Genomic DNA, 19152 nt, shown 5'->3' with positions numbered 1-19152 from the left:
TCTCCTCTAGTCAATGACAGCTCCGTCGAAAGCCTTGAGATCATCAAGCGTGTAGAGGAAGTCTTCGTCGGCCCGGGAGGAATGGCAGGATTGGCACCGCGCCGTGTTCTCGGCCATGTTGATGCTGCCATCAGGCTTGAACCATTGGAACTGCCAGTCGCCGGTGCGGCGGTCTTCGTCATAATCACCGCCCCAGCCGAGGCCCTTCTCCATGACGAAAGTGCGATAGACTTGCCCATCGCGGTAATCGACCAGCACGAAATGCGTGCCTGCGGGAACAGGCTGCCCGTTCTTCACAGCCTGGATGGCCTCCTTCGTCGTCATGATGTGCTCGGTCACGTTGCCACGTCTGACGGTGGTGTAATGAACGAGACCGGCCAATTCGGGCATCGTCGTCCGGTTCGGCTCTGCCTCGACCGTCCAGCCGACGAGAGTGACGGCGCCGGCCACGGCAACGAGAATGGGAATGCGTTTGATGAAATGACGCATGGATGTCTTTCCTGGTTTTGTGCGGAAGATGTTCGGGGGATCGGCTCCGGCAAAAAGCGGAAGGCCGTTCGTCTCATTCACCTGCGAAAACGTCTTTCGCGATGGCGACGGCCGATACCGCACTCGGCCAGCCCGCATAGAAGGCAAGATGGGTGATCGTCTCGATCAGTTCGTCCTCGGTCACACCGTTCTGGCGAGCGATGGTGAGATGAGACCTCAGCTGGTCGGGCCGGTTCATGGCGATCAGCGCCGCAACGGTGATGAGGCTGCGATCCCGCTTCGACAGCTGCGGGCGCTCCCATATGTCGCCATAGAGGACGTCGTCGGTCAGTTCAGCCAGCTTCGGTGCGGTCGCACCCATCAGCTGTTGGGCGCGCGACCGCCGGGACTTGTCGTCGCCTTCGGCGGGTGTCTGAGCGCTGACGACGCCCGGTAAAACCGCCAGCATCATGCTGGCCGACAGCATCAGGTTACCCAACAGTTGTTTCATGGTCTTCACCTCATGATTTCCGGGAATCAGTCGAGCTTCTTCTCGCTAAGGAAAGCCGAGACTAGGTCAGCGATCTCAACGTTGTTCAGGTCGGAGAACGCGAAGTGGGTGTTGCCGCGGATGCCGATCTCCGGAAGATGCACGACGGTGACATCGCCGCCATGCCTGTTCACCGTGTCCCGCCACAGGCGGGCCATTGCAAGGCGCACCCGCCAGCTGTCCTGCGCCGGCATCGTCGTCGGCTGGTCGGGAATGTTATCGCCGTAATAGATGACGATCGGGATCTTCGTCAGTTTGATGAAGTCTTCCATCGGCACCGGCACGCCCTTCAGCGTGTCGAAGGCGCTCGGCATATCGGCGGGGACCTCGCCTGCCGGGAACACGAAGCTGCTGCCGGGTTCGAAGGCGATGATGGCTTTAACCTTGTCGCTCTTGATGGCCGTCAGCCAGCCAGGTCCGCCGCCCTGCGAGTGGGTGAACAACACGGCCGGGCCGATCTTCTCGAACAGCTTTGCCGCCGCATTCGACGCGACCTCCATATCGAACGGCCCGGTGTTCGGCGTCATCGCGCGAAAGTACTGGTTCAGCGCTTCCGGATCACGGGAGAATTGCACGCCGTCGAAATAGTTCGGCCAGATGCCGACGCGAAACTGGTTGAACCAGAGCTGCTCGTCCGGCGTCGGTTTCACTGTTGTCTCGGCCATGCTGCGCCCGGCCCCGCCCCGGCGCGGCTGGTCGACGAGATAGGTGGAGAAGCCTCGGCGCAGGAAGAGGTTCTGGAAGCCTTCGCGGCCGTCGGGCGTCGTCTCCCAGGTCTTTGAGAATTGTCCGGCACCGTGCCACATCACGATCGGATACTGACGCGGGTTGACTGGCACCTGGTAAAAGGCAAAGGCATGATCGCCGTGATAGGTCTGGCCTGTGGGATCGAGAGGCTTCAGCGGATCGAAGGTTCCGGGCGCCGTCGTGCTGGTTCCCCCGACGGCAAAACTGCCCTGCTCCTGGATGACCAATGGCTCGGACTTTGCCGCATCGGCAGCCGTCGCCAATGGCGCGGCAAGCTGTGCTGAGGCAAGCAGCAATGCGGCCAGGGTGTTGGACAATCCATATCGCATGGCGGCTTCTCCCGTTTCAGATGGCGAGAAGGTAGCGGCATCGCAGAGAAAGGATTAGACGGCTCGGACAGCTAGGGTCTATTAGATCAGCTAATCAATCACGATATTTTGATAAGCCGTGATGGAATAAAATCGACATTACTTTCCTCTGTAACGGAGCGCGTCGACGAACAGCGTGAATGCCGGAGACGCATGCCGCCTGTTCGGATAGTAGAGATGGTATCCTGGGAAAGGCTGGCACCAGTCTTCCAGAACCCGGATCAGCCGCCCGTCTTCGATATAGGACTGAACCTGGTCCTCGGGCATGTAGGCCAGTCCCAGCCCATCCAGCGCCGCGCCCATCCGCATGGCGATGTTGTTGAACACCGTCTGCCCCTCGACACGGACGCGCAGTTCGCGGCCGTCCTTCTCGAACTCCCAGGGATATATCGTCCCGTGCGTCGGCAGCCGAATGTTGATGCAGTTGTGAGCCGTCAGGTCCTGAGGGATGTCAGGGCGCTGATGGTGATCGAGATAGGAGGGCGCTCCAACGACGGCCATCCGCATCTCGGGACCGATCCGGACCGCGATCATGTCCTTCGCCAAATGCTCGCCGAGCCGGATGCCGGCGTCGTAACGCTCGGCGACGATGTCGGTCAGGCCGTAGTCGACGATCACCTCGACGTTGACATCGGGATGATCTGGGAGAAAGCGCGCCAATACGGGAGAAAGAATGGAAACCGCGGAGTGCTCGCCGGCCGTGATGCGAATGGTGCCGGCCGGCCGCTCGCGCATTTCGCTCAAGGCGGCGATCTCGAACTGGATTTCTTCAAATCGCGGCCCGACCCGTTCCAGCAGGCGTTCTCCTGCCTGTGTCGGCGACACGCTTCTGGTCGTGCGGGTCAAAAGCCGAAGCCCGAGCTTCTCTTCGAGACCACGCACCGTCTGGCTCAACGCCGATTGCGACACGCCGAGCTTGGCAGCCGCCCGGGTGAAGCTGCGTTCCCTGGCGACTGTCAGAAAGGCGACGAGGTCGTTGAAGTTGTTGTCCTGGGGCATTCATTAGTCCGCCTTATAGGTCCATGCGCATTACGGCATCTAATCGAAAGCTGACATGGGGACTAAGTTCACGTCAACTCGACCGGCCGGCAATCCTGAACCCGCTCCTTCCCCTCGAGCCTACACAAAGCCACGAACGGACACGACCATGAAAATACGCAATATCGGCGATCTCGAAGTCTCCGCACTCGGTCTCGGCTGCATGAGCATGAGCGCTGCTTACGGCCCGCCTGCCGACGAAGGCGAGATGATCAGATTGATGCGCACCGCCCATCAGCAAGGCGTGACCTTGTTCGACACGGCCGAAGCCTATGGACCTTTCGTCAATGAAGAGCTTGTCGGCAAGGCGCTCGCACCTATCCGCGACCAGGTGGTCATCGCCACAAAATTCGGCTTCGATATCGATCAGCAGACCGGCGAACGCCGCGGCGGCACGAACAGCCGTCCCGAACATGTCAAGGCGGTTGCCGACGCTTGTCTGCGCCGCCTGAAGACGGATCATATCGACCTGTTCTACCAGCACCGCGTCGATCCCGACGTGCCGATCGAAGATGTGGCCGGCGCCATCAAGGACTTGATCGCAGCCGGCAAGGTCAAACATTTCGGCCTTTCCGAAGCCGGCGTTCAGACGATCCGCCGCGCCCATGCCGTCCAGAAGGTGACTGCCGTCCAGAGCGAATATTCGCTCTTCTGGCGCGGCCCCGAGGCGGAACTGCTGCCCGCCCTTCAGGAACTCGGCATCGGTTTCGTGCCCTTCAGCCCGCTCGGCGCCGGTTTCCTCACAGGCAAGATCGACGAGAACACCAAATTCGATCCGAGTGATTTCCGCAACAGCGTGCCGCGTTTTTCACCTGAGGCGCGCAAGGCCAATTTTGCGCTCGTCGACCTGATCAGGCGGATCGGCGACCGAAAGGGCGCAACACCCGCGCAAATCGCCCTCTCCTGGCTGCTGGCCCAAAAACCATGGATCGTACCGATCCCGGGAACGACGAAGCAGCATCGACTGGAAGAGAATCTCGGGGCTGTCGACATCGACCTTCTGGCCGACGATCTCGCCGAAATCGACGCGGCCCTCTCCGGCATCCAGGTTCAAGGCGAGCGGCTTCCCGAAGCAGCACTGAAGATGACCGGTCACTAAAGGCCCTCTCTCCAGCCTCATCCTGAGGTGCCCCGAGGGGCCTCGAAGGACGAGGCTGGCCACCCATTTCGCTGAATGCGGATGCCGGCGTGGCGCCCAGTCACCCGCCCCCGTGGTTCGAGACGGCCCTTTAGGCCTCCTCACCATGAGGGCTGGTCGGTACCGCGCCTCCCCGCCCTCCGTAGAGTGCCTGTCACAATGGCGGAACAAGACTCCCCCTCACACCTTCAAAAACTGCGACCCCTTATCAAAGCCCAGCCCCGGAAAGATCTTCCCCGTCAGATCATCCGCACTCACATCGAACTGCCGGTAAAGCATCGCTGCGGCCAGTTCGCGTACATCTGCGGTCGGCATCAGGTCGCGGTCGTCGAGCAGTTGGCCGTCGCTGACACCGGGCCAGCGGCCGAGGATGCGGCCGCCGTTGATGGCGCCGCCTGATAGCACCGCGCAGCCGCCGGTGCCGTGGTCTGTGCCGGCCGAGCCGTTTTGGCGGACGGTGCGGCCGAATTCGGTCATGGCGAGCACCACCGTCTTTGCCCAGATCTCAGGCCCGAGCGTGGTCTTCAGCGTGTTGATCGCCTGCGAAAGGTCCTGCACCGGCCGCTTGAACTGGCCGGCCTGGCCGATATGCGTGTCCCAGCCGGTGATGGAGAAGCTGGCGATGCGGTAATCGCCCTTCAGCATATTGGCCGCGAGCGCGGCCACATCGGCGGTCTTTTCACCGCGCTGGCCATCCGGCTCGACCATCATCGCGGCGGTGTCGGCCCGCGTCGCCTCGGCGAGTGCTGCGGCAAACGGCGGATCGCCGGCATAGAGCCGCGCCAGGAACTGCATCTCGTCACTCGCCGGCGACAGATTGGAGTCCGACGCCCAGACATCGACGTTGTTCGGCCCGGAGAGGATCAGTTCCGTCGAGGTGTTGACGTCGATCGCCCTGCGCGCATCCGAGCGCGGGATGACGGCGAGCGCCCGGTTCAACCAACCGGTCTTTTCCTCGGCGACGTGCTCGCCGCCGGATTCCAGCATATCCTGCCCGTCGAAATGGCTGCGCTGGTCGCGATAGGGCGTCGACACCGCATGCACGAAGGCGAGCTCCCGGCTCCTCCAGAGCGGCATCAGTTCGGCGGCGGCAGGATGGAGGCCGAAATGCCCATCGAGATCGAGAAGCCCGGTGTCGGGCGTCAGCGCCAGGGTCGGCCTGAGCGCCGCAAAACCGGCATCGCCATAGGGCTGCACCAGGTCCAGCCCGTCCATCGCGCCGCGCAGCACGATGGTGACGAAACGGTTGTCACCCGGCATCGCCGCGAAGGTGACCGGGGTGAAGGGGGGGGCGGCGGCGAGACAGCAGGCCGACGTCAGAAAGCCACGGCGGGAAAGCAGGATCTGGCTCATGGGCAGACGCTCCTATCGGCGATTGAATTCGGGGGAAGCCAGCACCAACGTCAACCCGCTGATCTTGTTCGGCGCTTGGGAGACCACGCGGATCGTCTCGTCGCGGGCTGCATCGGCAAGCGTCGATTTCAGGAATTCGCGCGGATCCTCGTCTCGGCCGAACTGCGCTGCGGCCCGTCTTGCCCAGGCCAGCCGTTCGGCAATCTGGCTGCCGGTGATCCAGGCGGAGAAGCCTTCTTCGAAACCGGCCGGGCTTGGCGGCAACCAGATCGGCTGGCCCATGCGCTTCAACGCGCCCTGCCCCAGTGCCCGCGCCGTCCGGAAGGCCTTGAGGCGCTTGTCTCTTGCCTCGCCGGCGGGATCCGTCGTCACCGGTGATCCCGCCATGCCAGGCGTATTGGCGGCCATGTCGCCCTCTTCAGTGCCCTGCTGATTGGCCGCCAGGAAGCTGCCGACGACGCCGTTGACCGGCCCCGCATTCAACGCCCTGAGACCCGCAACGACATAATCGAAGGGCTGGCGCGCCTTGGCGCCCTCGTCGCGCCAGGCGGCGGGATGGTCGAGCATGGCGGTATAGACGGCCGTCAGATCGCCATCCGTCTTCTTCCAGGCTTCAACCATGTCGGACACCATGCCCTCGTCGGGCTGGTCGGAGACGAAATGCACTGCGAGTTTGCGGCTGATATGCGCCGCCGTCTTCGGATGGACGGCGAGATCATCGAGCAAATCGAGATAATCGTCGCGCGAGCGCCTGTTACCACCATAGCTGACGCCGAGCACCTGATGCGCGCCGGGCTCCGATATATTCGGCCGGAAGGCGATATCCATCTCCTTGCGGTCGATGGTGAGCCCCGTCAGCACCATGGCTGCCGCCGTGACATCCGCCTGGCTATAGCCGCTGCCGGCGCCGAGCGTGTGCAACTCCAGCAGCTCGCGGCCGAGATTCTCGTTCAGCCCCTTATTGCGCTTGATCCCGCCGGCCGATTCCGGCCCGAGCGAATCCGCCTGGTCGAGATAGATCAGCATGGCCGGATGGGCAGTGGCACTGCGCAGCAGATCACCGAACCTGCCCGATATGAACGGCCGGATCGCCTCGGCCTCGTAGAGCGGCACGATGAGGCGCATCGGCAGGCTCTTATTGGCGCTGGTGGAGAAATGATTGGTCCAGAAGGTCGCCAGCCGCTCATAGAAGCCGTAGGGCGATAGCACCGCCTGCATCAATCGCAGGTTCGAATCGTGCTGGAACTGCTGCTGCGCCTGGCGCTGCACGCTCTTGCGCATCTCCCGCTGCACCGTGTCGTCGGTCACCGTCTTGGCGTCTTGCCTAATCTGCGTCAGTTGCGACTGCAGGCTGAGAATCGCCTGGTGGCGCATGTCAGGACCACCCATGGGAAAGTCCGGTATCGCCGCCGCCCCCTTGCGCAGCTGGCCGATGAGCTCGTCCTTGCTGTCAGGTGGCGCCTCGCCCGGCCGCAAGCCATAGCCGAACCGGATCGCCGCCATCGTCGGGAAAGACAGGCTCATGGCAGATCACCTCCTGATCAATGCTGAAGCAATTCCAGCAAAAATGCACAGCGGTTTGCGCCCGCAATTGCGCAAAACAAAAAGCGTGAGGTGACAGGCTGCCAGCCGATTGCGACCGCAATCTGTAGGAAATGCGGCGATATCGAGACATGGACGATTTGTAATCTATTGAAAAGGCTAAATTTTATGCACGGAAAATGAAGGACGCTCCGATCGCGATCAGGGCGAAGCCGATCGCATGGTTCCAGGTCAGGTTCTCGCCGAGCCAGAAGATCGAGAAGCCGGAAAAGACGATCAGCGTGATCACTTCCTGCATCGTCTTCAGCTGCGCCGTCGTATAGACCGCCGAGCCGATACGGTTGGCCGGCACCGCCAGGCAATATTCGAAAAAGGCGATACCCCAGCTGACGACGATGGCCAGGAAGATGGCACTGCTCTTGTGCTTGAGATGCCCGTACCAGGCGAATGTCATGAAGATGTTGGAGGCAAACAGCATGACGACAGGCCAGACGGCGGCGGGAGAAAAGGACATGGGCTAACTCGGGGGCTGTGAAAGAAAATTGATCCGGCGAGATACCGGCGGGCCTTACCTAGCACGCTGTCGTTCGACGGCAAGTCCGGTTATGCGCGGTGTGTCGACACGGCTGCACAAGGCTACTTCAGATCATTGTTGCCTATTCGTAGCAACGGCTGAAAAGCATCGTCAACAATCTCGCCGACGACTAATTCAGTCAGGGGGTATGCGCTGATCACATCGCGTAATCGCTCCAACGAGTTCACGAATTGATCAGCTATCCTTGAAGGAACCACGCATGCTAGAACGAATCCCGCAGCCACACCTTTGTCAATGAGGTCTTGTACTACAATAATTTTGCTCTTGGCCTCTTCGAGAAAATGCGAAGGGCCGCCCGCCCGGCCCGGCGACATTATCTCGACCGCGAATTTCAAACCAGAGGCTTCGTCGAAGGCGAATGCGTCGGGGAAACCAGACGGATTCACCTCAAGTTCATCAAAGCGGTTTTCGAGATAAGCCAGCACAATGTCTTCAATTCGACTCGTGGTGAGGGGGCGGAACGTCAGCGGTATCAGCCCGTTTGATGATTGAAATATCTCTTCCCATCGGCTTTTTAGTGCCTTTACTTCATCCACCGACGACGACGAGACTTTTGCAATATCGTTCGTCTTCGCCATTTCGAGGAATTGGTCTGGGCGATACATCCAGAACAATTCGACGCCGGTTTCTCGTTTGATTTCAGATACTAGCTCAGGGCTCGGACCGAGGGTTTTGCCCTTTTCCGACCACCACCAGTCTTCTTTTCTGTCGCGCGTTACAAAAAGGACACTTTTCGGCTTCTCCGCTTTGACGTAGCTTATAAGTTGCCGCCAAAGAATGAGATCGCCGAATTTCGCCGTATATTTAATTCCATTATGGACGTAAGACGCCTTTGTTGGGTCCTTTCCTTTGTCGACATCAGCAAAGCCTGGCGGAATGCGATCGCTAAACCGCTGGTCGCCTCCAGCAACTAATTGGTCCATCTCGGCCTGTGTTGAAGGAGGTGATCCGACTTTGCCTTTTAGAATCTTGTCGAGGCGGTCACGGATTTCATCTTTGTGGCCAGGATCAAGGCGTGCTTCATGAACCTTAGTTAGGGCTTCCTGCAGCTTTTGATTCGAGTTTTTTAAGTCCTTTATGAGTTCATCCGGCTTCAAGCCGAGGCCATGCTTGTCGAGTTCCAAATCTTCGACCTTTTGGGTCAGTTTCTCGACGAGTTCTTTTGCAGAGTCGAGCGCATCTTGCGTAACTTTTCGCTCGTCGGTGATAACCGTAAGCCGGTTTCTTTGAAACTCCAACGCCACTTGGAACGGAATCCAAAGACGATCTTTCAGTCCCGCAAGTACTTCAAGGAATTCATCACGAGCGCTCGCTGGTAGTCGATAGAGGTCAAGCAGCGAGTTCGCGTCGAAAACAACGAGCGATTCCTTGGATATTTTTTCATATTCTTGCGCGGTTGGTGGATAAAATCCGGGAAATAAATCTCTCACGATGCCGCCCATTACTGCAGGTTCGGTGGACGATAGTAAACGGCAAAGATTCGAGCAATAGTGGCAATAGCGCCTTTATTGCAGTCACCGCGTTTGGTTTAAGTCGTGGACAAATTTCCCGAGCCAACTCTGGCGTACTCGGTGATCAATTCTACATCATCCTGACAATCGCGGCCACCGCCTGATGGCTCTGGGGGTCTTCTTCTGGCGCGGACAGACATTTTACGACAGCATCTGTGCCTACAAAGTGATTACGGACTCAAAGGCATTTCGGATCGAACGGTAACGCAAGGAAGGCCGGCGACATCAGCCGCCGGCCTCTTTAGACCGCAGGCAGCGCTAGATTCGCATCGCGCCATGCGGCTCCTCGGCCTCCTCCGTGCCGAAGCGGACATCCTTCTTCTCGTAGCCGAAGCCGGCGAGAGCCGCGACGACCAGCGCCACTACCGCCGCGACGATTAATAGCGCGTAGGCATAGTCGCCGTCCCAGCGGGCAGCCAACCCCGCCTGCAGCGTCGCATTGCCGGAGGCGAACAGGTTGCCGAGCTGGTAGGCAAAGCCCGGAAAGGTACCGCGCACCTCATCCGGCGACAGCTCGTTCAGATGCACCGGCACGATGCCCCAGGCGCCCTGGACGAAGAACTGCATCAGGAAGGCGCCGATGGCGAGCAGCACCGGCCCCGGCGCATAGGCCCAGAGCGGTGCCACGGGCACGGCGATCAGCGCGGCGATGACCATTGCGCGTCTGCGCCCGATCCGCTGCGATAGCGCCCCGAAGAACAGCCCGCCGCAGATCGCCCCGATATTGTAGACGATGGCGATGGCGCCGACCGTATAGCTCGAATAGTTGCGCTGGGTTTCGAGGAAAGTCGGATAGATGTCCTGTGTGCCGTGGCTGAAGAAGTTGAACGCCGTCATCAAAAGCACCGCCCAGATGAACAGCGGAATGTTTTCGCGCAAGACCGTCAGGAATGGCCGCCGCCCCTCGGCCTGCCGCTTCAGGAAGGCCGGGCTCTCCTCGACATTGCGTCTGATGTAGAGCACCAGCAGCGCCGGAGCCGCGCCGACGAAGAACATGCCGCGCCAGCCGATGACGGGAAAGAGCAGGAAAAATACGATCGAAGCGATCAGATAACCCGAGGGATAACCCGCCTGCAGAATGCCCGAGACGATGCCGCGGCTCTGCTCCGGCACCGTCTCCATGACGAGCGAGGCGCCGACGCCCCATTCCCCGCCCATGGCGATGCCGTAGAGCGCCCTGAGCACGAGAAACATGGTGAGCCCGGTGGAGAAGCCGGTCAGGAATTCAAACAGCGAATAGAGCAGCACGTCGGCCATCAGCGTGATGCGCCGACCGTAGCGGTCGGCCGCAAGCCCGAAGATCAGCGCGCCGAGCGCCCGCATGGCGAGCGTCAGGAAGATCGCCACCGAGACGGCGGGGACGTCTGTATGGAATTCCTCGGCGATGTATTTGAGAACGAAGACGAGAATGAAGAAATCGAAGGCGTCGAGCGTCCAGCCGAGATAGCTGGCAATGACCGTATTGCGCTGCTGCGGCGTCAACAGGCGCAGGCTTTCCAAAGCGGACATCTGATATTCCTCCGTCCGAAAGCGGCGGCGAGGCGGGCAATTCCGGATGCAGTCGGAAGGGGTGCCCGAAACGGGCGGGTGATGCTGTCGACAATGGCGTTCGCCGTCGGCGACAGCGGGCAATAACGTCAGCAATCCTGCCGCTGTTCCATCACGATTGGCGTGATCGGGTCACACGCGGCTCCTTGTCGCAGGCATGCGACTGGCCAGCGCCCTGCCCTTTGGGCGCGGCATTCTCCAACGTCCCTCATCCTGCTGCGCCGAGCCCGAAGGGCGAAGCCTCGAAGAACACGCCGCAACGCCGCTCCCTGCGTCCATTTGATGCCGCCCCGCATCCGCCCCATCCTTGGAGGTCTCTGCGCGGTGCCTCAGGAGGAGGCTCTCTTGGACTTGCGCCATACGCAGCAAGCTGTGCCTAGCCTTCCGCTGGCACCTGCCCCCGGCACGCCCACGCCACCGACGCGAAAGACCGCGGCCCATCGGGCTCACCCGCCTCGTATGCCGCCCTGACGGCGGCATCGACGGCCCTTCGCTTCGCCGGATCCAGCCCTGCGACATATTTACCGAGCGGCCCCTCACCGGCAGCGATTGGATCCCAGTAGTCCTCGAAGGAAGAATACTCCATCCGGATCAGCAGCGACGTCTCCTCCACATCGACAAGGCCCTGCGCGATGAAGCTCTCCTTCATTTCCCCCTGCCGCATCATCGGCTGAAAACAATATTTGCGCCGCAAGGGCAGCGCATTCTCGTCGAGCATCACCACGGTATCCCACATCATTCGCATGCCGGACATGCCGCCATAATGGTCCCAGACGGCCGCCGCGACCACGCCGCCCGGGCGCACAACGCGAACCATCTCGGACACCGCCTTTCCCGCCTCCGGCACGAAATGCAGGACGAGCAGCGACATCGCCCGGTCGAAGCGGTTGTCCTCGAAAGGAAGAGCGCAGGCATCGGCCTGCTGGATCGTTATTCGCGGATCGGTGTTCCGCCGGGTTGCGGCCTCGACGAAGACCGGCGAATAGTCGACGGCGACGATCTCCCGCAGGCCTGGCGTTTCCGCCAAAGTGAACGCCAGGCTGCCGGTCCCGCAACCGACATCGAGCACGCGATTACCATTCGCGAGACCGGTGAAATCGATCAGCATCGGCGCCAGCCTTCTGCTCCAGCGCCCCATCAGCCGTTCATAACCATCGGCACTTTCGACGTTGAAACTCGACGGCATCGAAGCCTCCTCCTCAAGGACATAAGTCTTCGATTGAATACTAGGATTCACCGGCGACTGTGCAAGCGGGCACGATCGCCTGCATCCTCGGCTCGAGGCCGAGGATGCCGAGAAGTTGGGCTATCGTTGCCCCTCTTTCGAGGTGGCCGTAAGGCGATTGCCGGCCGATCCACCTCCGTCAGATGTCATCAGCCGGCGATATCACCGTCCGGTGATACCGCATCAACTCAGCCGCCCGCCCTACCGAGCACACTCCAATCGAAGCCCCGCGCCCAGTCGGCGTAGCTGTGCCAGCCGACCTCAGGAAAATCGCGGCGCAGGGCGGCGATACCGGCGTCGTAGCCGGTGCGGTCGAACCATTCGAACATCAGCGCCGTATCCTCGCTCTGCTGCCGTATCGCCGCGATCGGCAATTCCCGGTAAGTGATCGGGCGGCCGAGCACCTCGGACAAGATCTTCACCTGCTGCTCGCCCGACAACTCGTCGCCGGCAATATCGAAACGCTTGCCGAACACCTGTTCGCGCCGCTCCGCCAATGCCGCGACAAAAGCACCAATGTCATCAATGGTGATCTGTTGCAGCACGCGCGTCGGCGGCAGCGCGGCGGCGTAGACGCCCTGGCGCAGGCCGTCGATCGCCCAGGGTGCCACGGTGTTTTCCATGAAGGCGACGGGCGCGCTGATCGTATAGGGTATGCCGAGACCGGCGATATGCTTCTCGACCAGATACTTGCTGTCGAAATGCGGAATGCCGGTCTTCTTGTCGGCATCGGCGACGGAGGAATAGATCAGGTGGCCGACGCCGGCGGCCTTTGCCGCATTGGCGACGGCAATGCCCTGACGGGTTTCCGCGTCCGTTCCGGCCTCGTAGCTGTTGCCCATCAGAAACATCGTGTCGACGCCCTTTGCCGCCGTCGCCACGGATGCCGCGTCGTCAAGATCGCCGGCGACGACCTCGACTCCCGCCGCGGTCAGCCGTTTTGCGCCTTCGCTGTCCGGCCGGCGGCTAATCGCCTTGACGCGATGTCCCCGCGCGATCAGGGCGCGCACGACCGCGCCGCCCTGCTGGCCGGTGGCGCCTGTGACCAGAACGCTTCGTGTGTTGCTCATCTGTCTACTCCTTGTTGTGACGGATACAGCAAAGTTAGGGTCTGTCGCATTGAACCATAATGGCCCATAATTGAGAAACATCGTACCATGTGGAGCTACAATGCTCGATCTAAACGATATCATGATCTTCGCCCGCGTCGTCGAAGCGGGCAGCTTCACCGCCGCCGCGCGCTTGCTCGGCATGCCGAAGACGACGGTCAGCCGCCGCATCGCCGAGCTGGAACGCGAACTCGGCGTGCGGCTGCTGCAGCGCACGACCCGCAGCCTCAACCTGACGGCTTCAGGGCGTCTCTACTACGAAGAAAGCAGCCAGGCGCTACGCACCATCGAAGGCGCCAACCTGCGGCTTGCGGAAGCGCGTGCGGAGCCTGCCGGCACGATCCGCATATCGGCGCCGGTCGGCTTCGGTGGCCATTTCCTCCAGGATGCGATCTTTGGATTTCTTTCGACCTACCCGAAGACGAGGGTCGAACTGCGCCTGACCGACGACAGGCTGAACCTCGTCGAAAACGGCATAGACTTGGCCTTCCGCACCGGTGTCCTCGAGGATTCTACCTTGGTCGCCCGCAAACTCGGCTCGATGCACCGCCTTCTCTGCGCAAGCCCGGATTATCTCGCCCGCTGCGGCCCGCCCGCTGCGCCTGAAGATCTCGTCCGCCACGACTGCGTCATCGCCGGCCAGTCCGTCCATGCGCAATGGTTGCTGGAAGGTCCGCGCGGTCAGGAAACGATCGCGGTTTCGGGCCGCTTCGCCGCCAACGAGATGCAGGCGGTGATGGCCGCCGCGATCGCCGGCCATGGAATCGCCCAATTGCCACACCGATTTGCCGAAGCCTGCATCAAGGACGGGCGGCTTCGCCGCGTTCTCGACGGCTATACGACCCCGGCCGGCGGCTTCCATGTCGTCTATCCCAGCAGCCGACACCTGCCGCCTTTGGTCAAAGCATTCATTGAACTGGCCGTCACACGGCTGAACGCCACAGGAACTGGCGGGAGCGAGGAATTCGCCATCATATCGCCGTAGGATGAAATCCGACCTTCGCCGTTAGACCTCCTTCAACACCACCTTGCCGTCGAGACTTCCGATCAAAGTCGCGCTGGCTTGGTTAAGGCCCGCGACCTCCACGGCTATGTCGTGCGCCCTAAAACGATGGACGACCTTGTCGAGCGCAGCAACGGCCGTGATGTCCCAGAAATGCGCTTCGGACACGTCGATCAGCACGGTCTTGCCGATCGCGTCCTGAACGTCGAAAGCCTCGACGAAGACATCGGCGGAGGCAAAAAACACCTGGCCGGACACGCGGTAGGTCAGCCGCCCGGTCGTTGCGTCGGGCGCGACGTCCACCTGCAGCAGGCTAGCAACCTTGAAGGTGAAGAACACGCCGCTGAGCAGCACCCCGACCGTCACCCCGAGCGCCAGGTTCGCGGTGAAGACGGTGACGATGACGGTCGCCACCATCACGGCGCTCGACATCCTGGGATGGACCACCACGGCTCGGAGCGACGACCAATCGAACGTGTCGATCGATACCATGACCATGATCGCCACCAGTGCGGCGACGGGAACCTCGGACACCCACGGCTTCAGGAGCACCATCAGGATCAGCAGGAACGCGCCGGCAAACAGCGTGGAAAGCCGGCCGCGCCCGCCATATTTCACGTTGCTGACTGTCTGGCCGATCATGCCGCAGCCGGCAATGCCGCCGAACAGGCTCGCGGCCGCATTGGCGAGACCGAGACCGGTACATTCGCGGTTCTTCGAACTCGGCGTATCCGTGAGATCGTCGACGACACTCGCCGTCATCATCGATTCCAACAGCCCGACCATGGCGATGGCAAGTGCGGGTCCGGCGATTATGCTAAGCGTTTCCAGCGTCAGCGGCACAGCCGGCCAGCCGAACACCGGAAGCGATTCCGGCAGCTTGCCGAGGTCAGCGACGGTGAGCACGGGAAGCCCGAGCACCATCGACGCGACGGTCAGGATCAGGATGCAGATCAGCGGCGACGGGATCGCGGTGGTGATCCGCGGCGTCAGGTAAATGATAACAAGCCCGGCGATCAGCACGGCATATTCCATCCAGCCGGCACCGACAATATGCGGCATTTGCGCGGCAAAGATCAGAATAGCTAGCGCATTGACGAAGCCGGTGCGGACGGATTTCGACACGAAGCGCATCAACACGCCAAGGCGCAGCAGGCCGAAGCCGATCTGGATTAACCCCGCCAGCAGCCCGGCCGCGAAGAGATAGGGCAAACCATGGGCATGCACCAGCGGCGCTGCGACCAGCGCCACCGACCCGGCGGCGGCCGAAATCATCGCCGGGCGTCCACCGGTAAAGGCAATGACGATGCTGATCACGAAAGAGGCAAACAGACCGACTTCGGGATCGACTCCCGCCACGAAGGAAAAGGCGATCACCTCGGGGATCAGGGCGAAGGTCGCCACCGCTCCGGCGAGCATTTCGCGCATAGGATTGGCGGACCAATCACGACGGATGGAGGAAAGCAGCATGGGATAGATTCTCGCAAAGCATGGCCAGACCCGCTCTGGCGAGCGGTCGCGTGACGGCATGCAGGTTTTGCGTTGTCTGGCGGATCGGCGGCCAGAAGAGCCACCCGGGGTCTCACCGGGTCCGTTGTGAATGCCTGCGGTATAGACGAAATTTTTACCGCAGCGCAACATTCAACTGCACTGAAATGAAAAATGCAAAAGTCAACGAGCAGCCTCAAATGCTCGAGGTGCGCGCACCTTGCGCCCTCTGGATTGAGGAGCCTTCACTGCCAAAGGAAGTCCGGCCCTGTGCTTTGGGACGTCAGCTTGAGCGTCCCATCCGGTTGAACGACATAGGTTTCGAAGACGCGGTAACCGAAATCGCCGAGAAAGGTATTCTTGACCACCGTTCCCGGACGATAGGGCGAATGGAGGACCTTTCCGCCATACGTCAGGCTGCCCGGAAGAGGCTGCGGATCCCCTGCGCTGGCGCAAGCGCTGAGAATGAAGAGAACGGCAATGAGCGCGTGCTTCATCCGGACTGTCTCCTCAGGTGGGCGCCAACGGTCTGAATGACGCCGATCTTCTTCTTATCACAACATAGCCTTGCTGTTCAGAACGCAGCCTTGCTGCTGTCGAAGTCTTTGCGTCGCGCCGCCGCCCGCGAGAGCGCGCTGGCGACCCTCTCGTCGGTAAAGGGCTTGGCGATCACATCAAGCGCACCGTCGATACCGTGACCGACGCTCTCGGGACTGCCAGTCACGAAGATGACGTCAACTCTATGGCGATCGATCAGCCGGCGCGCGAGCTGGGCGCCGCTCAGCCCGTCGGAGAGACTGAGATCGACGAGCGCGACATCGCTTCTTTGAGCGTGGGCGAGAGCCTGCTCCACCGTCGAGACCGGCCCAATGGTCTGGTGTCCGGCCTCTTGCGCGATGCGCTCGAGTTCCAGAGCGATAAAATTCTCGTCTTCAACGATCATGACCTTCATGCATAAGCCTCCCCATAGACGGCCCTGTCAGGCGCACTGCCGGTAGCGGCTACAACGCAACCGTCCCCGAAAAGTTTCCACTTTGAGAAGAATAAGTTGGCGATCAGCGGGCAGCGTTACCGGCCCCGCTACTGGTCCTGTGGAGAAACCAACCGATGGCGCGGTCGCTCCGGCATCGGGAAAGCACGGGCCGCGGCCGGCAAGGCAACGGCTCTACGGCGGGCGGCCGAAGATTTGACGGCGCGGCCCGACGGACCGGCGCCTGCAGGCCGCTGATCCGCAGCCGCCTGCCTCCCTCACGGTTTCTCGTTTGCGCTCTCGGCCCGAAACGCCGCCTCCCCTGCATCAGACACCTCGACCCACCTCTTGTCGGGCTCGGCGTCCGGCACATAACTGTCGTGCCAGTTCCACCACTTGTAGGTCGGGGTCTGGGGGTAGCCCTTGGGCGAGTCTTCCCAGACTTCCTGGCGGCCGAGCGGGGTGATGTCGAGGTAGTTCCAGGTGCCGCCCATCTGCTCGTCGCCACGGTTGTTGATGAAATAGGTGCGGAAGATGCGCTCGCCGTCGCGGTAGAACACGTTGGTGCCGTGCCACTCGTCGACGCCGAAATCCTTGTCGAAGCTGTCGGTGATGGTAACCCACGGCATCGTCCAGCCCATGCGCGCCTTCAGCCGGGTGATGTCGGCCTGCGGCGCCCGCGAGGCAAAGACCAGCGTCGTGTCGCGGGCGTTGAGATGGGCGACATGGGCGACCTGATCGGCCACCATCGAGCAGCCGCGGCAGGCATGCTCGGGCCAGCCGAACACGCCGGGCTCGTAAAAGGCGCGGTAGAGGATGAGTTGGTGTCTGCCTTCGAACAGATCGAGCAAGCTGACTTTGCCCCCGGGACCTTCGAACGCATAGGCCTTCTCGACCGCCACCCATGGCATGCGCCGGCGCTCGGCGGCGAGCGCATCGCGAGCCCGGGTCTCGGCCTTTTCCTTGACCAGCAGCTGTTCGCGGGCCGCCTCCCAGGCCTGCGGCGACACGACTGGCGGCTTGTGCATGGCTTGTCCGCTTTTTCCATTCTCGGCTGAAGCAGTCATGGTTCAATCTCCTCATCAGGGCAAATTCCCGGGTTTGGAAGCCCGGTTCATCGCGCATTGGTCTGAGATAGTTTCGCATCGGAAATCGGACAGGGGGAGTAACAAGTGTGACCGTATTCCCCGGAACCGTTGGTCGCAGCCGCAGCGCATGCGTGGTGTTGACCACGAGCGCGTCCATTAGCGTAATCTTGTTTACGGTCGGGACGCGTGCTAAAACGCGACAAAACGGCGCATGCGAACCCCAATCAAGCCGAGATCGTGCCCGTGAATGTTTTTATCGCGACTGTTGCTGCGCTTGCCATGGGCGTGCTGCCATCATGGGCCGGTCCTTTGCACCAGGCGGCTAGGGATGGCGATGTCGCACGCGTCAAACAGTTGCTGGATCAGGGCTCCGATCTGTCGGAGGTCGACGAGGCGGGCGAGCCGGCGCTGATTATCGCGTCATTGGCGGGCCATGCCGATGTCGTCGTTCTTTTGCTGGATCGCGGCGCCGACATCGAAATTCGCAACAAGGGTGGGCTGACGGCACTGCATGCGGCAGCCTATGGAGGAAATCTGGAGGTGGTGAAACTGCTTGTCGCAGAGGGAGCTGTCGTCAACGACAGGAAGAATTTCTATCAGATGTCGCCGCTGCACGGCGCCGCCGAAGAGGGCCGCACTGAGGTGGTCGCTTTTCTGTTGACGAAGAATGCGGATGTCGAAGCGACGGAAAGAAATGGGTACACGCCTCTCACTCAAGCCGGGTGGCGGGCGCATTGGGATACGGCCAAATTACTCATAGAAGCCGGTGCTGTTTGCCAGAAAGCCGAGCTTGTAGGCGAACCGCTCTACAAGGAATGCACCAAACGGCAATAGCATTTCGCTTGAGGTAACAGACCGCGTCCGGGAACGGAGCTTGTTATGTCTTATCATGTGCAAAAATGCGGAAAGCGGGTGGGCGTAACCGTTGGCGCTACGGTCATGCTGCTCTCCTTCCTTCAGCCTGCGGGGGCCGAGGAACTCGTCAATACCGGCTATTTCGGAAATGTTGCGATCAAGGGTTACGACCCGGTCGCCTATTTCACGGAAAATCAGGCCGTCGAAGGATCCGAGACATATTCCTATCACTGGCTTGGCGCGACCTGGTATTTTTCCAGCGCTAAAAATCGCGACCTCTTTAAGGGCGATCCGTCCAGATATGCGCCGCAATATGGCGGCTATTGCGCCGATGGCGTGTCCTTCGGGACGGTGACCACCAATATCGATCCGAAAGCCTGGCGGATCATCGATGGCAAACTGTATCTCAGCTATGATCCCGGGGCGGCGGAAGGCATGGAGAAGAATCCGACCAAGGTGACCGACTCCAAGAAGCATTGGTCCGAAGTTCAGCAGACACTGATTTCGGAGAAGATGCACACCGTCTGGCAGCAACCGGCGACGAAATGAAGCCCAT

At 61.1% G+C, this 19152-nt stretch carries 19 protein-coding genes and 1 other annotated feature; of the genes, 4 read left to right on the top strand and 15 right to left on the bottom strand.

Annotated features, from left to right (window positions below; translation table 11 throughout):
• Window positions 1–6: 6 nt before the first annotated feature.
• The 4 genes from EEQ99_RS09920 to EEQ99_RS09905 all read right to left on the bottom strand — a co-directional run bounded on the left by EEQ99_RS09920 (window position 7) and on the right by EEQ99_RS09905 (window position 3132).
• The gene (locus tag EEQ99_RS09920) at window positions 7–489 is read right to left on the bottom strand and encodes a cytochrome P460 family protein (protein WP_127430327.1); all 483 of its coding nucleotides are present in this window, start codon (window positions 487–489) and stop codon (window positions 7–9) included.
• 73 nt (window positions 490–562) lie between these two features.
• On the bottom strand, window positions 563–979 hold the full coding sequence (locus EEQ99_RS09915) for a carboxymuconolactone decarboxylase family protein (RefSeq protein ID WP_174824443.1): 417 nt from the start codon (window positions 977–979) through the stop codon (window positions 563–565).
• Window positions 980–1005: 26 nt separating this feature from the next.
• Window positions 1006–2094: an alpha/beta hydrolase gene (locus EEQ99_RS09910; RefSeq protein WP_127430325.1), complete on the bottom strand. Its 1089-nt coding sequence runs from the start codon at window positions 2092–2094 to the stop codon at window positions 1006–1008.
• 138 nt (window positions 2095–2232) lie between these two features.
• Window positions 2233–3132 (bottom strand): LysR family transcriptional regulator, encoded by a 900-nt coding sequence (locus EEQ99_RS09905; protein ID WP_127430324.1) that lies wholly within the window; start codon window positions 3130–3132, stop codon window positions 2233–2235.
• 148 nt (window positions 3133–3280) lie between these two features.
• Between EEQ99_RS09905 and EEQ99_RS09900 the strand changes: the two genes are divergently transcribed.
• Window positions 3281–4270 carry an aldo/keto reductase gene (locus EEQ99_RS09900; protein ID WP_127430323.1) on the top strand — a complete coding sequence of 330 codons (990 nt, stop codon included), beginning with the start codon at window positions 3281–3283 and terminating at the stop codon, window positions 4268–4270.
• 219 nt (window positions 4271–4489) lie between these two features.
• Here the strand turns inward: EEQ99_RS09900 and EEQ99_RS09895 are convergent, their stop codons facing one another.
• From EEQ99_RS09895 to EEQ99_RS09865, 7 genes are all read right to left on the bottom strand, one after another.
• Window positions 4490–5662 carry a DUF1501 domain-containing protein gene (locus tag EEQ99_RS09895; protein ID WP_127430322.1) on the bottom strand — a complete coding sequence of 391 codons (1173 nt, stop codon included), beginning with the start codon at window positions 5660–5662 and terminating at the stop codon, window positions 4490–4492.
• A gap of 12 nt (window positions 5663–5674) precedes the next feature.
• A complete protein-coding gene (locus EEQ99_RS09890) occupies window positions 5675–7186 on the bottom strand; it encodes a DUF1800 domain-containing protein (protein ID WP_127430321.1) in 1512 nt (503 codons plus the stop codon).
• Window positions 7187–7370: 184 nt separating this feature from the next.
• Window positions 7371–7718, bottom strand: coding sequence for a DMT family protein (locus EEQ99_RS09885; RefSeq protein ID WP_127430320.1), 348 nt, complete (start codon window positions 7716–7718; stop codon window positions 7371–7373).
• Between the two features lie 122 nt (window positions 7719–7840).
• Complete coding sequence (locus tag EEQ99_RS09880) at window positions 7841–9241, bottom strand: PIN-like domain-containing protein (protein ID WP_127430319.1); 1401 nt, start codon at window positions 9239–9241, stop codon at window positions 7841–7843.
• A gap of 327 nt (window positions 9242–9568) precedes the next feature.
• Window positions 9569–10819: an MFS transporter gene (locus tag EEQ99_RS09875; protein WP_127430318.1), complete on the bottom strand. Its 1251-nt coding sequence runs from the start codon at window positions 10817–10819 to the stop codon at window positions 9569–9571.
• A 415-nt stretch (window positions 10820–11234) separates the two neighbouring features.
• The gene (locus tag EEQ99_RS09870; protein WP_127430317.1) at window positions 11235–12044 is read right to left on the bottom strand and encodes a class I SAM-dependent methyltransferase; all 810 of its coding nucleotides are present in this window, start codon (window positions 12042–12044) and stop codon (window positions 11235–11237) included.
• Window positions 12045–12271: 227 nt separating this feature from the next.
• A complete protein-coding gene (locus EEQ99_RS09865; RefSeq protein WP_028758744.1) occupies window positions 12272–13153 on the bottom strand; it encodes an NmrA/HSCARG family protein in 882 nt (293 codons plus the stop codon).
• Between the two features lie 100 nt (window positions 13154–13253).
• Between EEQ99_RS09865 and EEQ99_RS09860 the strand changes: the two genes are divergently transcribed.
• Window positions 13254–14177: a LysR family transcriptional regulator gene (locus EEQ99_RS09860; RefSeq protein WP_028758743.1), complete on the top strand. Its 924-nt coding sequence runs from the start codon at window positions 13254–13256 to the stop codon at window positions 14175–14177.
• Window positions 14178–14198: 21 nt separating this feature from the next.
• Here the strand turns inward: EEQ99_RS09860 and EEQ99_RS09855 are convergent, their stop codons facing one another.
• The 4 genes from EEQ99_RS09855 to EEQ99_RS09840 form a co-directional block, all read right to left on the bottom strand.
• Window positions 14199–15665, bottom strand: coding sequence for a SulP family inorganic anion transporter (locus EEQ99_RS09855; RefSeq protein WP_028758742.1), 1467 nt, complete (start codon window positions 15663–15665; stop codon window positions 14199–14201).
• A gap of 70 nt (window positions 15666–15735) precedes the next feature.
• Window positions 15736–15791 (bottom strand) — a sequence feature (sul1 is cis-regulatory element that is thought to sense ions involved in sulfur or methionine metabolism; They are found in Alphaproteobacteria).
• 137 nt (window positions 15792–15928) lie between these two features.
• Window positions 15929–16180 (bottom strand): hypothetical protein, encoded by a 252-nt coding sequence (locus EEQ99_RS09850; protein ID WP_025554522.1) that lies wholly within the window; start codon window positions 16178–16180, stop codon window positions 15929–15931.
• A 77-nt stretch (window positions 16181–16257) separates the two neighbouring features.
• Window positions 16258–16635, bottom strand: a complete 378-nt coding sequence (locus EEQ99_RS09845) for a response regulator (protein WP_025554521.1) — start codon at window positions 16633–16635, stop codon at window positions 16258–16260.
• A gap of 296 nt (window positions 16636–16931) precedes the next feature.
• Window positions 16932–17720, bottom strand: coding sequence for a DUF899 domain-containing protein (locus EEQ99_RS09840; protein WP_028758741.1), 789 nt, complete (start codon window positions 17718–17720; stop codon window positions 16932–16934).
• 207 nt (window positions 17721–17927) lie between these two features.
• Between EEQ99_RS09840 and EEQ99_RS09835 the strand changes: the two genes are divergently transcribed.
• Window positions 17928–18575, top strand: coding sequence for an ankyrin repeat domain-containing protein (locus EEQ99_RS09835; RefSeq protein WP_028758740.1), 648 nt, complete (start codon window positions 17928–17930; stop codon window positions 18573–18575).
• 45 nt (window positions 18576–18620) lie between these two features.
• Window positions 18621–19145: a YHS domain-containing (seleno)protein gene (locus EEQ99_RS09830; RefSeq protein ID WP_049812608.1), complete on the top strand. Its 525-nt coding sequence runs from the start codon at window positions 18621–18623 to the stop codon at window positions 19143–19145.
• The last annotated feature ends 7 nt before the right edge of the window (window positions 19146–19152 follow it).

Source organism: Rhizobium anhuiense (assembly GCF_003985145.1).
Taxonomy (GTDB): domain Bacteria; phylum Pseudomonadota; class Alphaproteobacteria; order Rhizobiales; family Rhizobiaceae; genus Rhizobium; species Rhizobium anhuiense.
This window is presented reverse-complemented; position numbering and strand designations above follow the sequence as displayed.

Coding starts and splice junctions, on each gene's coding strand:
- EEQ99_RS09920 (WP_127430327.1), bottom strand. CDS start 489: ATGCGTCATTTCATCAAACGCATTCCCATTCTCGTTGCCGTGGCCGGC.
- EEQ99_RS09915 (WP_174824443.1), bottom strand. CDS start 979: ATGAAACAACTGTTGGGTAACCTGATGCTGTCGGCCAGCATGATGCTG.
- EEQ99_RS09875 (WP_127430318.1), bottom strand. CDS start 10,819: ATGTCCGCTTTGGAAAGCCTGCGCCTGTTGACGCCGCAGCAGCGCAAT.
- EEQ99_RS09905 (WP_127430324.1), bottom strand. CDS start 3,132: ATGCCCCAGGACAACAACTTCAACGACCTCGTCGCCTTTCTGACAGTC.
- EEQ99_RS09840 (WP_028758741.1), bottom strand. CDS start 17,720: ATGACTGCTTCAGCCGAGAATGGAAAAAGCGGACAAGCCATGCACAAG.
- EEQ99_RS09870 (WP_127430317.1), bottom strand. CDS start 12,044: ATGCCGTCGAGTTTCAACGTCGAAAGTGCCGATGGTTATGAACGGCTG.
- EEQ99_RS09880 (WP_127430319.1), bottom strand. CDS start 9,241: ATGGGCGGCATCGTGAGAGATTTATTTCCCGGATTTTATCCACCAACC.
- EEQ99_RS09830 (WP_049812608.1), top strand. CDS start 18,621: ATGTCTTATCATGTGCAAAAATGCGGAAAGCGGGTGGGCGTAACCGTT.
- EEQ99_RS09910 (WP_127430325.1), bottom strand. CDS start 2,094: ATGCGATATGGATTGTCCAACACCCTGGCCGCATTGCTGCTTGCCTCA.
- EEQ99_RS09860 (WP_028758743.1), top strand. CDS start 13,254: ATGCTCGATCTAAACGATATCATGATCTTCGCCCGCGTCGTCGAAGCG.
- EEQ99_RS09895 (WP_127430322.1), bottom strand. CDS start 5,662: ATGAGCCAGATCCTGCTTTCCCGCCGTGGCTTTCTGACGTCGGCCTGC.
- EEQ99_RS09900 (WP_127430323.1), top strand. CDS start 3,281: ATGAAAATACGCAATATCGGCGATCTCGAAGTCTCCGCACTCGGTCTC.
- EEQ99_RS09865 (WP_028758744.1), bottom strand. CDS start 13,153: ATGAGCAACACACGAAGCGTTCTGGTCACAGGCGCCACCGGCCAGCAG.
- EEQ99_RS09890 (WP_127430321.1), bottom strand. CDS start 7,186: ATGAGCCTGTCTTTCCCGACGATGGCGGCGATCCGGTTCGGCTATGGC.
- EEQ99_RS09845 (WP_025554521.1), bottom strand. CDS start 16,635: ATGAAGGTCATGATCGTTGAAGACGAGAATTTTATCGCTCTGGAACTC.
- EEQ99_RS09885 (WP_127430320.1), bottom strand. CDS start 7,718: ATGTCCTTTTCTCCCGCCGCCGTCTGGCCTGTCGTCATGCTGTTTGCC.
- EEQ99_RS09855 (WP_028758742.1), bottom strand. CDS start 15,665: ATGCTGCTTTCCTCCATCCGTCGTGATTGGTCCGCCAATCCTATGCGC.
- EEQ99_RS09850 (WP_025554522.1), bottom strand. CDS start 16,180: ATGAAGCACGCGCTCATTGCCGTTCTCTTCATTCTCAGCGCTTGCGCC.